General features: G+C 68.7%; 12 protein-coding genes. 5 read left to right on the top strand and 7 right to left on the bottom strand.

Annotation, left to right across the window (positions count from 1 at the left end; genetic code table 11):
- The first annotated feature begins 110 nt into the window (after window positions 1–110).
- Window positions 111–692, top strand: coding sequence for a TetR/AcrR family transcriptional regulator (locus WCE39_RS02720; protein ID WP_343275174.1), 582 nt, complete (start codon window positions 111–113; stop codon window positions 690–692).
- Between the two features lie 127 nt (window positions 693–819).
- Window positions 820–2,640 carry a phosphoenolpyruvate carboxykinase (GTP) gene (locus WCE39_RS02715; RefSeq protein ID WP_343275173.1) on the top strand — a complete coding sequence of 607 codons (1,821 nt, stop codon included), beginning with the start codon at window positions 820–822 and terminating at the stop codon, window positions 2,638–2,640.
- A gap of 57 nt (window positions 2,641–2,697) precedes the next feature.
- Here WCE39_RS02715 and WCE39_RS02710 read toward each other — a convergent pair whose 3' ends face one another.
- From WCE39_RS02710 to hslO, 4 genes are all read right to left on the bottom strand, one after another.
- Complete coding sequence (locus tag WCE39_RS02710) at window positions 2,698–4,302, bottom strand: tetratricopeptide repeat-containing sulfotransferase family protein (protein ID WP_343275172.1); 1,605 nt, start codon at window positions 4,300–4,302, stop codon at window positions 2,698–2,700.
- Between the two features lie 92 nt (window positions 4,303–4,394).
- Window positions 4,395–7,295: a TonB-dependent receptor domain-containing protein gene (locus tag WCE39_RS02705; RefSeq protein WP_343275171.1), complete on the bottom strand. Its 2,901-nt coding sequence runs from the start codon at window positions 7,293–7,295 to the stop codon at window positions 4,395–4,397.
- Between the two features lie 169 nt (window positions 7,296–7,464).
- Window positions 7,465–8,283 (bottom strand): XOO1806 family protein, encoded by an 819-nt coding sequence (locus tag WCE39_RS02700; protein WP_343275227.1) that lies wholly within the window; start codon window positions 8,281–8,283, stop codon window positions 7,465–7,467.
- A gap of 132 nt (window positions 8,284–8,415) precedes the next feature.
- Entirely contained in the window at window positions 8,416–9,324 is a 909-nt protein-coding gene (gene hslO / locus WCE39_RS02695) for an Hsp33 family molecular chaperone HslO (protein ID WP_343275170.1), read from the bottom strand.
- Between the two features lie 86 nt (window positions 9,325–9,410).
- On the opposite strand from hslO, the gene mtgA reads away from it, so the two are divergent.
- Genes mtgA through WCE39_RS02680 form a run of 3 tightly spaced genes read left to right on the top strand, consistent with a single transcriptional unit; the run spans window position 9,411 to window position 11,614 of the window.
- A complete protein-coding gene (mtgA, locus tag WCE39_RS02690) occupies window positions 9,411–10,166 on the top strand; it encodes a monofunctional biosynthetic peptidoglycan transglycosylase (protein WP_343275169.1) in 756 nt (251 codons plus the stop codon).
- A 25-nt stretch (window positions 10,167–10,191) separates the two neighbouring features.
- On the top strand, window positions 10,192–11,223 hold the full coding sequence (locus WCE39_RS02685; protein WP_343275168.1) for a glycosyltransferase family 2 protein: 1,032 nt from the start codon (window positions 10,192–10,194) through the stop codon (window positions 11,221–11,223).
- Entirely contained in the window at window positions 11,183–11,614 is a 432-nt protein-coding gene (locus WCE39_RS02680; protein ID WP_343275167.1) for a CBS domain-containing protein, read from the top strand. Before WCE39_RS02685 ends, WCE39_RS02680 begins: the two co-directional genes overlap by 41 nt.
- Window positions 11,615–11,696: 82 nt before the next feature.
- Here WCE39_RS02680 and WCE39_RS02675 read toward each other — a convergent pair whose 3' ends face one another.
- The 3 genes from WCE39_RS02675 to WCE39_RS02665 form a co-directional block, all read right to left on the bottom strand.
- Complete coding sequence (locus WCE39_RS02675) at window positions 11,697–13,667, bottom strand: AsmA family protein (RefSeq protein ID WP_343275166.1); 1,971 nt, start codon at window positions 13,665–13,667, stop codon at window positions 11,697–11,699.
- Between the two features lie 75 nt (window positions 13,668–13,742).
- Window positions 13,743–14,381, bottom strand: a complete 639-nt coding sequence (trhA, locus tag WCE39_RS02670) for a PAQR family membrane homeostasis protein TrhA (RefSeq protein ID WP_452299552.1) — start codon at window positions 14,379–14,381, stop codon at window positions 13,743–13,745.
- 120 nt (window positions 14,382–14,501) lie between these two features.
- Entirely contained in the window at window positions 14,502–16,094 is a 1,593-nt protein-coding gene (locus WCE39_RS02665; protein ID WP_343275164.1) for a peptide chain release factor 3, read from the bottom strand.
- Window positions 16,095–16,135 lie beyond the last annotated feature (41 nt).

Below are 16,135 nucleotides of genomic sequence, written 5' to 3'. Positions count from 1 at the left end.
CGGGCCTCCCCACTGGCCATACGGGTCAGTATGGATTTTGCGCCGGGGCCTGTCAACGCCATCGCCGGCCGACGCTGTCCCGCACCCCGGCGTATGGATACACTCGGGGAATGAAGAAAACCGCCGCGAAAAGCGAACGCAACCGGCTCAGTGCCGACGACTGGGCCGAGGCCGCGCTCGACCTGATCGCCGAACAGGGCGTGGCCGCCGTGGCGGTGGAGCCGCTGGCCCGCCGGCTGGGTGTCACCAAGGGCAGCTTCTACTGGCATTTCCCCTCGCGCGACGCGCTGCTGCAGGCGGCGCTCGAACGCTGGGAGGCCCATGAGGAGCAGGACGTCTTCGGCAAGCTGGAGGCGGTGTCCGACCCGCGCGAACGCCTGCGCGCGCTGTTCCAGATGGTCGCGCGCGAGTTCAAGTCGCACGTGGTCTACAGCGCCCTGCTCAAGGCGCCGGACCACCCGGCCGTGCAGCCGGTGATCGACCGGGTTTCGCAGCGTCGCCTCGACTATCTCACCGCGTCCTTCCGCCAGGCCGGGCTGGGCCGCACCGATGCCCGGCATCGCGCCCGTCTGACCTACGCCGCCTACGTCGGCTTCCTGCAGCTAAACCTTCAGCTGCACCAGGCGCGGATGCCGCAGGAGGAGTTCGACGAATACGTCGAGCACCTGATGGATACGCTCGTCCCGCGCTGAGCGATGCGGCACGCCCGGCGGGTGCGCGACAGGCCCGTGTTTGATGCAGTGCAGCACAGTGGCGCCGGCCGCGCTGGATAGAATTGCGTGTCCAGACTGAAAAAAGCGCACTTCGGAGGCGCGAGACATGAATGCAGTTCCCCAGCAGGGCGCGAACGCGACGCCCGGCACGCGCCTTCCGTCGCTGCAGCAGTGGGTCGACGAAGTCGCGGCGCTGACCCGGCCCGCGCGCGTGGTCTGGTGCGATGGCAGCGATGCCGAAGCGGCTGCGTTGCAGGAGGCCATGATGGCCGACGGCACCCTGCTGCCGCTCAACCAGGCCACCCATCCCGGCTGCGTGCTGCACCGTTCGAGTCCCGATGACGTGGCCCGCGTCGAGCACCTGACCTTCGTCTGCCACGAGAGGCGCGAGGATGCCGGCCCCAACAACCACTGGATGGCCCCGGCCGAGGCGCACGCCAAGGTCGACGCCCTGTTCGACGGCTGCATGCAAGGCCGCACCCTGTACGTGGTGCCCTATTGCATGGGACCGTTCGACTCCCCGCTCGCGCGCTGTGGGGTCGAGATCACCGATTCCGCATACGTCGTCGCCAACATGCGGCTGATGACGCGCATGGGCGCCGACGCCCTGGCGCGCATCGAGCGCGAAGGCCTCGAACACGCCGCCCGCGGCGAGCCGGACACCTTCGTCCGCGGCCTGCACTCCACCGGCGAGCTCGACCCGGACCGCCGCTTCATCATGCATTTCCCGGACGAGCTGGCGATCAAGTCCTACGGCTCCGGCTACGGCGGCAACGCCCTGCTGGGCAAGAAGTGCCACGCGCTCCGCATCGCCTCGCACCAGGCCCGCAGCGAGGGCTGGCTGGCCGAGCACATGCTGATCGTGGGCATCGAGAACCCGCGGGGCGAAGTGCACTACATCGCAGCCGCCTTCCCGAGCGCCTGCGGCAAGACCAACCTGGCGATGCTGATCCCGCCGGAGTCCTATCGCGAGAAGGGCTGGAAGGTGTGGACCGTGGGCGACGACATCTGCTGGATGCATCCCGGCGAAGACGGCCGCCTGTGGGCGATCAACCCGGAGGCCGGCTTCTTCGGCGTCGCCCCGGGCACATCGGAGAAGTCCAATCCGAACGCACTGCACACCATCGAGCGGGATGCCATCTTCACCAACGTCGCGGTCACCGACGACGGCCAGCCGTGGTGGGAAGGGCTGGACAAGCGCGTGCCCGCGAAGGACTGGCAGGGGCGCGACTTCGACCCCGCCAACGGCCCGGCCGCGCATCCGAACTCGCGCTTCACCGTCAGCGCCCGCCAGTGCCCGACCTGGACGCCACAGGCCGAGGCGCCGCAGGGCGTGCCGATCAGCGCCATCGTCTTCGGCGGCCGGCGCTCCAGCCTGGTGCCGCTGGTGTTCGAGGCGCGCGACTGGGCGCACGGCGTCCTGGTGGGCGCGGCGATGGGCTCGGAGACCACGGCCGCGGCAACCGGCGCGGTCGGCGTCATGCGCCGCGACCCGATGGCGATGAAGCCCTTCTGCGGCTACAGCTTCGCCGACTACTTCGCGCACTGGCTGTCCTTCGACCGGCCGGGCGCGAAGCTTCCGGGGATCTTCCACGTCAACTGGTTCCGCAAGGATGCCGGCGGCCGCTTCCTGTGGCCGGGCTTCGGCGACAACCTGCGCGTGCTGGAGTGGATCATCGGCCGCGTGGACGGCAGCGCCAGGGCGGAGGCCGCGGCGATCGGCCACGTGCCCGCGGAGGGCGCGCTCAAGCTGGACGGCGCGGACGTGTCCGACGCGGACATGGCCGAACTGCTGCGCGTCGACCTGGAAGGCTGGAAGGCGGAGGCCGCCGAGGTCGCGTCCTATCTCGACGGGCTCGGCGTGCCCGGTGACTCACCGCTACGCAGGAGCCTGCGCGACCTCGAAAGCGCGGTGCCCGCGGCCTGATCGGACCGGGCCGGTGCCTGCCGGCGGCGCGACCGTTGCCGGCAGGCACACACCACTTCAGTCGCAGTCGATGCCTGCGTCCTCCAGCATCGCCCTGAGCGGCGCAAGCCGGCGCTCGTAACGCTTCCACCGCCCCAGCGCGGTGGTGTACATCGGTGCCCGGACCTGCACCGCGCTCGCCGTCGAGACCGGCGTGGCGTTCTTTTCGAACGCCAGGCAGGCATCGTCCCACTCGAGCCCGCAATGGGCGATGAGCTCGCGGCTGCGCCGCTCCTGCTCCGTCACCAGGTCCTCGTACCGGACCTCGAGGATCCGACCGGGGAAGGCCGCCTTCCAGTGCGCCATCAGCCTGTCGAACAGGATGTAGTAGTGACCGGTGTCGAGGAGGTCGTAGGAATAGTCGAAGTAGGGCGATTCCGGCGCGAACAGCTGCCTGAAGTTGCTGAGGCAGGTGTCCAGCGGATGCCTGCGGACGCAGACGAGGGTGGCTTCCGGCAGCGCGCGCGCGATGTATCCGAGATACAGGAAATTGTGCGGCAGCTTGTCCGTGAAGCGGGGCGCCTGGTTCCTGAAGGCGCGGGTGCCGGCGGTGTAGTCGTCACCGAGCTTGCGCCAGTCCAGCTCCCCGGCGTTCGCGCGCGCGATGTGCGCGGGGTTGAACATCTCGAACCCGGGGCCGCCCATGGCGCGCTTCCAGGCGGAGGCGAAGTTGTGCAGCTCGCCCGCGGACTGCACCTGCGGGTGGCTGGAGACGATGCGGTCCACCAGGGTGGTGCCGGTGCGCGGCATGCCGACGATGAAGATCGGGTCGGCTGCCGCGCTGCCGCGGGCGGCGGGTTCGGCAGGTTCTGCAGGTTCGGCGCAGGGAATGGGGAAGCCCGAAGCCAGCGCCTGGAAGAGCGCCTCGTCCTTCTTCCTCGAGTATTGCAGCAGGTGCCCGGGCGCGCCCTTGCCGGCGACCCAGTGGTGGAATGCGCCGTCGTGGTCGCCGATGTCCTCGAGCTCCTTGGCGAGCGCCATGTTCAGGAACGTGGTGGCGGTGACCTTGCCCGTGGCCGCCCGGGCCAGCGTCTTCAGCCGCTCGATGTGGTTGGATTCCGGCGTCTGCCGGCGCAGCTGGGAGAGCGAGTGGTGCGCCCGCCAGTGATGCGGGTCCAGGCGCACGCTGGCCTCCAGCTCGCGCTCGGCACCATCGAGGTCGCCGAGGAAAGTAAGGGCGGTGCCCAGGTTGAAGCGGAGCCCGGGGTCGTCCGGATCCAGGCCGACCGCGTGCCGGAACGCGGCCGCCGCGCGCTCATGGGCGTTGCACTGGGCGAGCACGACGCCGAGTGTGTCGAAGCCGACGGCGTGCCCGGGATGGAGGAGCTGCTCGGCGTGGTCGGCGGCAACCAGGGCCGCATCGTAGTCCTGGGACGACGCGCAGGCCCTTGCCAGGTACAGGTGGAAGTCGGGACGCCGCGGTTCAAGGGCGATGGCCCGCCTGAAATGATCCTGCGCGCCGAGTGCGCCATGCTGTTCCAGCAGGGCCACGCCGGCGATGAAGTGGATTTCGGGGTCGGTTGCGCCAAGGTCGATCAGGCGCGTGGCATGCGAATGCGCTTCGCCCCATTGCCGGCGGTTCAGCGCGGCAATCATCTGTTGCTTGGGGACGCCGGTGTCCATGGATGGTCGTGAACCTCGTGGTTTTGCGAAGGCGGAAAAAACTACAGCCCCTTTCGGGGCTGTAGCGTCAAGCGTAGCGGATGTTCAGAGGATCAGAACTTCTGCTGGTAGCGCATGTAGATGAAGCGACCGATGTCGTGGCCACCGTAGAACGAAAAGCCCGAGGCCCGGCCGTTGGAGTTGTAGTACAGCGGCGGATCCTTGTCGAGCACGTTGTTGGCACCCAACGCGATGCGGGCGTTCCACGGCGCATTCCAGCTCACCTGCAGGTCATTGAACGTAGTCGAACCGACTTCGTTCTGCGGCACGATCTTGCCAAGCGTGTCCGGTGCCTGGTAGTTCGGCAGCGAGCAGTGCTCCAGATTCCCGTCCGCGTCCTCAAAGCCCATGCAGCCTTCCTTGGCACCCGAGGTGTAGCGCATGCCCCAGGTGACTGCAAAGTCGTTGAGGGCCCAGCTCAGGTTGAGATTGGAACGTACGCGGAAGTTGCCGCTGAAGCCGTTGGCCGGACCCGGGACGGCTTCCGGATCGTCGGTGGACTTGACGTCGTAGCTGCTGACATAGGTCGTGGCCCAGCGGGCGCCGAAGCGGCCCATGTCCGTATCCAGGCTGTAGTTCACGTCAAGGTCGAAGCCCTCGGTTTCGGCCCAGCCCGCGTTGCGCATGCCATATCGCAGCTGGCTCACGATGTTGCCGAGGCTCGCGTCACGCGAGAACAGCCCGCAGCGGCTTTCGATCAGGCCGACGTAGCAGTCGCTCATGATGTCGTTCGGGCTGTCCGACACCACCGTGTTCTCGATCTTGATGTTCCACCAATCCAGCGCCACGCTCAGGCCCTGCATCTGGCTGGGGCTGTAGACGAGGCCGATGGTCTTCGAGGTGGAGTACTCCGGCTCGAGGAGCGGGTTGGAGCCTGCGGTGAACGGCACCGGGCTCTGGGCGCCAGCTGCGTCCGTGGGTTCGAAGCCCTGCTTCAGCTGGCGGTAGTCCGCGGGGACGTCCTGCAGGCAGCGGGCCGAACCCGCGGCGACACCATAGACGCTGTCACAGGGGTCGCGGAAGCCGGTGGTGAAGGTCTCCGAGGTACCGCCGTACAGGTCACCAATGGTCGGGGCACGGAAGCCCTCGGCCCAGGTGCCGCGCACCAGCAGGTCGTCCATCGGACGCCACTTCACGCCGAACTTGTTGTTCGTCGTGTCGCCGAAGGTGTCGAAGTCCGAGTAACGCGTGGCAACGCTGAGGCTCAGCTCCTTGGCGAAGGCGGCATCGGCGAGGATCGGGATGTTCAGCTCGGCATAGACCTCGTCCACCGAGTACGAGCCGTAGGTCGGACCGGACGCGAGGTTGGTGGAGTCACCCGACTGCGCGATGGCATCCGGGCTGAAACCGCCTTCTTCCTTGCGGTACTCGTAGCCCACAGCGAAGCCCAGGTCGCCGGCCGGCAGCGCGAACAGCGAACCCGCCAGGTTGGCAAAGTAGTTGTTGGTCTCGGTCTTGCCAGTGGCATGCTCTTCCTTGAACAGGTAGGCCTGCACCGCCGGATCGGCCAGCGAATTTGCCACCGCGCCGGTGCCGAAGCCCGCGAAGGGGTTCCACGGCACGCAGCCGGCAATCACCTGGTCGCTGCCGTTGGGGCCAGTGCCCTGGGTACCGCAGACAAGCTGGCCCTGGTCGTTCATGAACGAGGAGCCCACCGACCTGCGGACGTTGGGGATGAAGAAGTTGCCGTTGTTGGTGATGAGGGTGTCGTTCTCGTTGAACATGTAGCCGACATCCCAATCGAAGTAACGCTCACCGACTTCGAACGAGCCTTCCAGAGCGGCGGTCAAGCGCCACGTGGTCTGGTCGGTGTCGGTGGTGCGTGGCACTTCCCAGCCGCGACGACGCCAGTCGACCGCAGATACCCCTCCAGTCGGATTGAAGTAGCTGTCCGCGGCCATCGGGGCCCTGACAGCCGCCGCCCCGGACTGGGTCGGATAACCTGCGATCTGGCGGAACGACTCGCGCTTGGTGTAACCGAGGTCGGTGACAAAGCGGATATTGTCGGTCAGGTCGTAGTTGGCGTTGACGAACAGCGAACGACGCTTGAGCGGCGTCATCACATGCATCTGGTCGGACGGGATGCTGGTGTCGGCACCTGTCTGCGTGTGCCAGCCGTCGGTACCCAGGGCGTCACTCCCGCGATCCGCTACGAACCACGGGTCGGAGGGGGCTGAGCCCGGGAGGCGCCAATTGCCCCACTGGCCGACTGCGGTGGTGCTGTACTGCGGATAGCCGGGGTAGCTGTCCTTCGAGAACCAGCGGTTGCGCGCCCAGACGCCTTCTTCGTCGTGGGACTCGGCACCGATGGTGACCGAGCCGCGATCGCCGGCCATGCCGACCACGAAGTCGTAGGTCTGCTTGGTGCCGTCGCCTTCGCCGTACTGGCCGAAGTAGGCGTTGGCTTCCGCGCCTTCGAAGTTCTTGCGGGTGATGATGTTGATCACGCCGGCCATGGCGTCGGAGCCGTAGATGGACGAGGCGCCGTCCTTCAGGACGTCAATGCGCTCGACCATGACGGTCGGGATGGTCGACACGTCCTGGAAGCCGTCCGGGCTGATGCCCAGGCGCTTGCCGTTGAGCAGGACCAGGGTGCGCTGTGCACCGAGGTTGCGCAGGTCGATGTACTGGCCGCCGGCTTCCTGGTTGGCGGTCAGCGGCGAGGTGCGGCTGAACGTCGGAGCGCCCGCCGACGGGATGTTCGACAGGATGTCGGCAACGGTGTTGAAACCACCGGCCTGGATGTCTTCGCGGCTGATCGTCATGACCGGCTGGGCGGTTTCAACGTCAACCTGGCGGATGCGCGAACCGGTAACTTCGATGCGGTCCAGGGTCGTCGCCTGCGTGGAACTGGATTCCTGTGCAAACGCCGCACCAGTGCCCGCGATCGAGGCGGTGCCCGCGACGAGCGCGAAAGTGATCGCGTCGCGGAGCTTGGTGGTCTTAAGGGTCATCTCTCTCTCCAGTGAGTCTTGGGTAAATCCCATGGGAACCCCACCGGTGGAATCAAGAAAGACGCCAAGCCCGGCAAGGCCGATGCCGATAGTAGCCCCGCCGGAGGAAAAATTAAAGTGTTGTTAATAATCGCGCGCTTCGCCAAGGAAGCCCGCAAAAATCAAGGACTTAGAGGTCCTGCTCGTACCTGATATAGGGCACGGTGCCTTCATCGTCGCGGCCGTTGAGGCCCGGAGCGAAGGGATTGCGGCCCTTTGTCACGAGATTGTCGGCGCCCACGGTGAGCTGACCGCTCCACGGCGTACGCCAGGTCAGGCCCAGTCCGACGCCTTCCCACTTGGGCTGGCCGGGCGTCTCCACGACGTGGCCCACGATGCTGGCGCCGAAGCGGCCATAGCCGCCGCCGATGGTCAGGCTGTGCGAGGTCCAGGCGTCGCCGATGCCCAGGTGGGTGGCTTCGGCCGGGGTCATCAGCGTGGCTTTCGCCATCGTGCCGGCGATGGCGACCACGCCCTCGCGGCCGATGTTGTGCTGCGCGAACACGGTCAGGTCGTTGAGGTCGACCGTGGCGGCGGTGCCGCGGTTGCCGGTGGCAAGCCAGGGCGGAAGGGTGCCGCTGCCGCTGCCGGCGCTGAGCCCCAGGCGGGTGTTGTCGCCGGCCCGGAAGGCCGCGGTGCCGCTGGCATGCCCGCCGGCGCCGTCTTCGAAGCTGGCGAGCATGCAGTTGTTGGCGAGGTTGCCGAGGGCGCTGGCGATGCCGGTCTTGCGGTCGCAGAACACGCCCAGCGAATTGCCGGCATCCAGGCCGAACGCGGCATCGAGCGCGCTGTCCCCGAACACCGAGGCCTGGTCGGCCCGGGCGGGTTCAAGCAGGAGCAGGGCCTCGATCTTGCCGCTGGACTGGTTCCATACCGGCAGCACGGCCTGGCCCCGCTTGCCCTGCAGCGTCTGTCCATGCGCGCCCGCTGCCACGCCAAGGGCGAGGATCAGGGAGAGCGACAGCTGTGCAAGGCGCGTCTTCATGGCGTGCCGTATAGACCCCTGACAGGTGGCGGAAGTTCCGCCCCGATGATGGTGCCGACTCTAGTCGATTCATGTTTTCTTAACAATCCCTCCGCGTCACTGCAGTCCCGGCGGGGCCTCCATTGGGCTCAGGCGGGTCGTGAAGAGGGCGTGCAGGGCCCCGGCGTCGAATGTGTAGGCCTGCCCGCAGAACTCGCAGTGGATCCGTGCCGTGCCGTCGATCAACGCGGCTTCCGCCTCCTCCCGGCCAAGGGACACCATCATCGCCTCCACGCGCTCGCGCGAGCACGAGCATGCAAACGACAGCGGCCGGCCGCCGACCACCTCCGGCGATTCCTCGTGGAACAGGCGGTGCAGCAGCTCCGGCCCCGGCGTGGCCAGGAGCTCGTGCGTGCCGAGAGTGGAGAACAGCGCACTGGCCCGGTCCCAGCCGTCATCGTCGCCTTCGTCGGCGGGGAGCTTCTGCAGCATCAGGCCGGTGGCCGCGTCCTCCCCGGCCGCAAGCAGGATCCTGGTCGGCAGCTGCTCGGACTGGACGAAATAGTCCTCGAAGGCCCGCGACAGGTCTGGGGCGTCCAGCGGCACCAGGCCCTGGTAGCGCGCCGCGTCGCGGCTGCCGATGCCGGGGTTCTCGATGGTGATCGCAAGCAGGGCGTCCCCGCCCAGGCCGCCGACGCCGCTGGCGTCGCCGGCATCCCCGGCCAGGCGCGCGATGCCGCGCAGGGTGCCGGCGGCCGTGCATTCGGCGAACAGGGTGCGCAGCGCGCCCTCGCCGCGCAGCTGCACCGACAGGCGGCCGTCGACCTTGACGTGGCCGGTGAACAGCGCCGATGCCACCGCGGCCTCGCCGAGCAGCGCACGCGCCACCGGCGGATAGTCGTCGCTGGATGCGATCTGGCGCCAGGTGTCGCCCAGGTGCACGTGCACCCCGCGCACGCCGGCACGCGGCAGCAGGAAGCGGGTCAGGTGGTCGTGGGACTCGGGGGCGTTGGCGGCATCAGTCATGCGGGGGATCCGTTGCGCGTTGTGGTGGGGCCTTGCGGCTGGATAATCGTCGCATCGACCCGTGCGGGCGAATCGTGGAGATGGGGATGGTGCCGGGAAGGAACAAGGATGACGGGCCGTCGTCCGCGCCGGGGCGCGGCCGTCGCCGGCGCAGCCGCTGGCACTGGCTGTGGAAGCTGCCGCTGCTGCTGGCGCTGCTGAGCGCGCTGCAGGTGCTTGCGTTGCGCTTCATCGACCCGCCGTTCTCGATGTTCATGGCCCTCCGCCAGGTCGAAGCCCTGCGTGCGGGTGATGCCGGCTTCCGGGTCGCCTACGACTGGCGTGACCTCGACCGGATCGCCCCCTCGCTGCCGCTGGCGGCGGTCGCCGCCGAGGACCAGAACTTCGCCCGCCACCGGGGCTTCGACCTCGAGGCGATCGAACGCGCGCGCGCGCACAACGCCCGCGGCGGGCGCACGCGCGGCGCCAGCACGATAAGCCAGCAGCTGGCCAAGAACCTGTTCCTGTGGGGCGGGCGCAGCTGGGTCCGCAAGGGCGCCGAGGCCTGGTACACGCTGCTGGTCGAAGCGCTCTGGCCGAAGCAGCGGATCCTCGAGGTGTACGTGAACGTGGCCGAGTTCGGCGACGGCATCTACGGCGCGCAGGCGGCGGCGCGCAGCTACTGGGGCAAGGACGCCGACGCGCTGAGCGAAGGAGAGAGCGCGCGCCTGGCGGCGGTGCTGCCCAGTCCGCGCCGCTACAGCGCGCATCGCCCCGGGCCATACGTGCAGCGCCGCGCACAGTGGATCCAGCGCAACATGCGCAACCTGGGCGGCGAGGCCTGGCTGGAGGCGCTGGAGTGAGGACGGCGCAGGCTAGGATGGCGGCATGAGCCCTGAGCGACTGACCGTGGTGGTGGCGGCCTTCAACGAGGCCGCGGCGCTGCCCGAGCTGCACCGGCGCGTGGCCGCCGTGCTGGCGCGGCTTGCGGCCGATGGCGGCGTCGAGGGTGGCGTGCTGTACGTGGATGACGGCAGCAGCGACGGGACCTGGGCGGTGATGCGGGGCCTCGCCGCCGCGGACCCTTCGGTGTCGCTGCTGCGGCTGTCGCGCAACTTCGGCAAGGAGGCGGCGCTGACCGCCGGCCTGGACCGCGTGCTCTCCGGCGCCGCGGTGATCCTCGACGCGGATGGCCAGGACCCGCCGGAACTGATCCCGGAAATGGTCGCGCGCTGGCGCGAAGGCTTCGACGACGTGCATGGCACGCGGCTGGCGCGCGAAGGCGACGGCTGGTTCAAGCGCGCCTCGGCACACCTGTTCTATCGCGTGATGCAGCGCCTGTCGAAAACCCCGGTGCCGGCCGACACCGGCGATTTCCGCCTGCTTTCTCCGCGTGCGCTGGCCGCGCTGCGCGAACTGCGCGAGCGCCACCGGTTCATGAAGGGCCTGTTCGGCTGGATCGGCTTCAAGCGCGTCAGCGTGCCCTACCGGCGCGAGCCGCGGCTGGCCGGCCGCAGCAAGTTCAACGCGTGGCGACTGTGGAACTTCGCGCTGGAGGGCATCACCAGCTTTTCCACCGCGCCGCTGCGGCTGGCCACCTACCTGGGCATCGCCACGGCGCTGCTGGCGTTCGGCTATGGCCTGTGGATCATCGCCAAGGCCCTGGTCTGGGGCGACGCGGTGGCGGGCTGGCCGACAATGATGGCGGTGATCCTGTTCCTCGGCGGCGTGCAGCTGATGGCCCTGGGCCTGATCGGCGAATACCTCGGCCGCCTTTACGAGGAATCGAAGCAGCGGCCGCTCTACCTGGTCGACGCCTGGTCGCCGGCCGAAGGGGTATGCTCGGGCGTGCCCCCCACGATCGACGAGCGAGGTCGCGATGCGCACGGTACGGCAGCTGCTGGAATCCAAGGGACCTGAGGTCCATGCGATAGGCCCGGACGCGGCGGTGATCGACGCCATCCGGCTGATGGCCGAGAAGGGTATCGGCGCACTGGTGGTGCTGGATGCGGGAGGCGGGCTTGCCGGGATCGTTTCCGAACGCGACTACGCGCGGAAGATCGTGCTCGCCGGGCGCTCGTCCAGGGACACGGCGGTGCGGGACATCATGACCGCCGACGCGGTGACGGTCGGCCTCGACGACGTCGCGCCGGCGTGCATGCAGCTGGTGACCGATCGCCGCATCCGCCACCTGCCGGTGGTGGCGGAGGGCAGGGTGGTGGGACTGGTCTCGATCGGGGACCTGGTCAAGGCGGTGATCGAGGAGCAGCAGCTCGAGCTGGACCACCTGCAGCGCTACATCACGTCCTGACCGTCATCGCCACACCTGCGGGAGCGGCTATGGCCGCTCCCAAAAATGCAGCTGCCACGAATGCCGCTCCTGCGAGTGCGCGCTACCGCGCGTACTCGCCGCCGCAGTCGCTGTCTTCGCCGCCGCCGAGCTCCAGCGTGGCCAGCAGCGCCGCCGGTGGTGCGATGCTCGCGAGCGTGAGTGCGATCGCGCCGCGCAGGCCGAGCCTGGCCATGTCGGGGCGGAAGCCGGGGTCGCGGAACGTGCCGTCCACCACCAGCGGCGAGCGCAGCGCGAGGATGCTGCGGTCCTTGGGCCTGGGCCTCAACTCCAGGTCCAGCTGCTCCTCGCCCAGGTCGACCGTGCCCTTGCCAATGATGATCGTGTCGCTGGTGTCGAACGCCAGCGCGCGCGCCGTCATCACTCCGTCCTCGACCGCGAAGTCGCCGAAGGCGCAGCGGATCGCCACCCTGCGGTCCTTGCCGATGAGGAACTTGAGGGCTTCATAGATGTCGAGGCCGGCGAGTTCGAGCAGGAGGTTGCTGATCTCGCCGCGGCCCATGCCAAGCGCGATGTCGCCGTCGGCGGTGGCGAGCATGCGGGCCACGGAATTGCCGCTGCCGGCGATGTCGATATCGCCGCTGATGCTGCCCACTGCGTCGGCGGCGAGTTCGGAGTCGGGGAACAGCCGGCCCAGCTCGAGTCCGCGGGCACTGATCGCGGCGTCGGTGCGGATCGCTTCCTCGCGTGCGTCCATGCGCACGGTCGAGCGCACGCGGCCGCTGGCCACGCCGAAATCCAGCGGCGCCAGGCGCAGCAGCCCGGCCTCGAGCACCAGATGCGCGTCCATGTCGTCCAGCGGCCAGCCCGGCGCCTCGATGCGCGCCGCCTTCCAGCGGACGTCCGCATCCATCGTGCGCAGCTTGTGCAGGTCGTAGGGCGTGTCGGGCAGCAGGCGGCCCCGTGCGGCGCGCGCCGAGGCCTGGGCCTCGAGCTCGGCATTGCCGCTTTCGTCGCCATCGCTGTCCGGGGGGGCGCCGACGAAGCCGCCCAGGTCGTCGAAGTCCAGCAGGTCGGAGTGCAGGTCGCCTTCGAACAGCAGGCGCTCGCCGCCGGTCGTGACCTTGGCGGTGCCGCCGAGATCACTGTCGCCGACCGTGCCGCTGAAACCTTCATAGCGCCAGACCGCCCCGTCGCGCACCAGGCGCCCGTCAAGCGCATAGCGCGGCGTGTGCGGCAGCGCGATCCCGAGCAGGGGGTAGAGGTCCTCGAGGTCCTTGCCGGAAAGCGCCATCTGCACGTTGAAGGCGCCCAGCCCCAGCAGCCGGGTGATGGCGCCGCGTGCATGCGCGCGCGTAGCGCCCGCGGTCGCGCGGAGGTCAAGCGCGAACGGCGTATCGCTCGAGCGCAGTTCGAGCGGTGACGCGACGGCGCCGCTGAGCTCGAAGGCCTCGCCGCGCCAGTGGCCATCGCCGTGCAGGGTCAGTGGGCGTTCGCCGGCCGCTTCGCCCTCGTGGCTGGCCACGGCGAGGTCGATGTCGGTGTCGTCGCCGGCGTCGATGAAGCGCAGGCGGCCCTGATCCACCAGCAGTCGGTCGATCCGGGGGCCGTCGCCATCGCCCGGGGTGTCCTTGAAGATCCAGTTGCCGCCCTTGGCGCCCGTCTCCAGCAACAGGTCGGGCCGGGCCAGGCGCAGCTCGGGAATGTGCGCGCTGCCGGTCAGCAGCGAGAGCGGGCGCACGTGCAGTTCGAGCGAGTCGGCGGTCGCCATCTCGGGCGTGTCGGACCAGTCGGCGTTCCCCAGGACCAGCCGGTCGGCGCGGACGATCGTGGTGAGGCCCAGGTCGACGTCGAGGTCGCCGCCGATGTCGAAGCTGCGCCCGGTCTGTGCGTATACCATGCGCTCCACCGGGCCCTTGAACCAGTTCCAGTCCCACAGGAGGACCAGCACCAGCAGTGCGATGGCGACCACTGCGGCCGCGATGCGCCAGGGGTGCGCGCGGGCGTTGGCCAGCGCCTTGCCATGCGGCGTGTGCTGCTGGGGCCCGCGGTGCTGGGGATGTGCCGTCGGCATGCGGCGTTCCGGTGTGGATGCCGGGCCACCTTCCACCGCAGCCGGTAAAACGACGGTGAACGGACGCGGGGATGTTCAGCCGGGCAGCGTGACCTGGGCCATCACCGCGACGTAATGGCAGACGCTGCCGGCGATGCAGAACAGGTGCCAGATCGCGTGCGAAAAGGGCAGCGATTCACGGTGGTAGAAGACGGTGCCCAGCGTGTAGAACACGCCGCCGGCGACCAGCCAGCCGAAGGTCCACGCGTCCAGCGCCGCGAGCACCGGCTTGATCGCCACCAGCACCAGCCAGCCCATGGCGACGTACACCAGGGTGGAGAGGCGCTTGAAGCGACCTGTGTAGAACAGCTTGAACACCACGCCGGCAAGCGCCAGCGTCCAGATCGCGGCGAACAGGCCCCAGCCCCAGGGCCCGCGCAGGCCGATCAGCGTGAACGGCGTATACGTGCCGGCGATCAGCACGTAGATCGCGCAGTGATCGAACACCTTGAGCCGCCCCTTGAGCACCGGATTCTGGAAGGAGTGGTACAGGGTGGATGCGATGTACAGCAGGAGCAGCGAAACCCCGAACACGATCGCCGCGCCAAGCTGCCAGCCGTTGCCGTACAGCGCGGCCAGGGTGATCAACACCGCGCCCCCTGCCAGCGCGGCGGTCGCGCCCAGGCCGTGGGTCAGCGCACTGGCAAGTTCCTCGCGCCTTTCGCGCATGCTCATGGTGGACACGATGGAATCCCGGGGGGAGGAGCGGGACCGATCATGCCATGCGTTGCGGTGGTAAGGATGCGGTAGAAGCGAAAACGCGCTTCAAGTCACGCCCCTGCGCCAGCCAGCGGCCTACGTGTGGGCCTGCTCGCGCGTGGCCAGGAATTCGACGTCGGGCCAGCGTTCGACGGCGAGCTGGAGGTTGACGCGGGTGGGGGCGAGGTAGACCAGCTGGTCGGCGGCGTCGATGCCGAGGTTGGTCGCGTTCTTCTCGCGGAATTCCTCCAGCTTGCGCTCGCTGGCGCAGCGCACCCAGCGGGTGGTCGTGACGCCGACCGGTTCGAAGATCGCGTCCACGCCGTACTCGGCTTTGAGCCGGTAGGCGGCGACCTCGAACTGCAGCACGCCGATCGCGCCCAGGATCAGGTCGTTGGACATCAGCGGCCGGAAGAACTGGGTGGCGCCTTCCTCCGACAGCTGTGCCAGGCCCTTCTGCAGCTGCTTGAGCTTGAGCGGATCGCGCAGGCGCGCGCGGCGGAACAGCTCGGGCGCGAAGTTGGGGATGCCGGTGAACGAGAACTGCTCGCCCTCGGTGAAGGTGTCGCCGATCGAGATCGTGCCGTGGTTGTGGATGCCGATCACGTCGCCCGGATACGCCTCGACCGCGATCTCGCGGTCGCTGGCCATGAAGGTCAGCGCGTTGGCCAGCTTCATGTCCTTGCCCGTGCGCACGTGGAAGGCCTTCATCCCTGCCTCGAAGCGGCCCGAGCACACGCGCATGAAGGCAACGCGGTCGCGGTGTTGCGGATCCATGTTGGCCTGGATCTTGAACACGAAGCCGCTGAGCTTCGGTTCACCCGGCGCGACGTCGCGCCCGGTGGTCGCGCGCGGCTGCGGCGAGGGCGCTTGGCGCACGAAGAAGTCGAGCAGCGGCTGCACGCCGAAATTGTTCACCGCCGAGCCGAAGAACACCGGCGTCTGGCGCCCCGCCAGGTATTCCGCGGAATCGAAGCCGTGGCTTGCGCCCTGCACCAGTTCCAGTTCGTCGCGTACGTCGCGCAGCATGTCCGCGCCGATGCGCGCCTCCACGCGCGGGTCGTCCAGCGACGGGAAGATCGTCGAGTCCTGGCGGGTGAAGTTGCGGCCCTGCTCGTACAGATGGACCTCGCCGGTCAGCAGATGGACCACGCCCTTCAGCCGCTTGCCCATGCCGATCGGCCAGGTCACCGGCGCGCACTGGATGCCGAGCACGCTCTCGACCTCGTCCAGCAGCTCGATCGGCTCGCGGCCTTCGCGGTCGAGCTTGTTGATGAAGGTCATGATCGGCGTGTCGCGCATTCGGCACACCTCCATCAGCTTGATGGTGCGCTCCTCCACGCCCTTGGCGACGTCGATCACCATCAGCGCCGAATCCACCGCGGTCAGCACGCGGTAGGTGTCCTCGCCGAAGTCGGCGTGGCCGGGGGTGTCCAGCAGGTTGACGATGCGGCCCTCATAGGGAAACTGCATCACCGAGCTGGTCACCGAGATGCCGCGCTCCTGCTCGAGCTTCATCCAGTCGGACGTGGCATGGCGCGCGGCCTTGCGGCCCTTCACGCTGCCCGCCATCTGGATCGCGCCACCGAACAGCAGCAGCTTCTCGGTCAGCGTGGTCTTGCCGGCGTCGGGGTGCGAGATGATCGCGAACGTGCGGCGGCGGGCGGCTTCGGCGGAAACGTCAGGCATGGCGGTACGCGCCGTGCTGGCGCCGGGAGTGGGCGGGAAGC

Origin of the sequence: Luteimonas yanweni (genome assembly GCF_039548475.1) — a bacterium.
Classification (GTDB): domain Bacteria; phylum Pseudomonadota; class Gammaproteobacteria; order Xanthomonadales; family Xanthomonadaceae; genus Luteimonas.
This window is presented reverse-complemented; position numbering and strand designations above follow the sequence as displayed.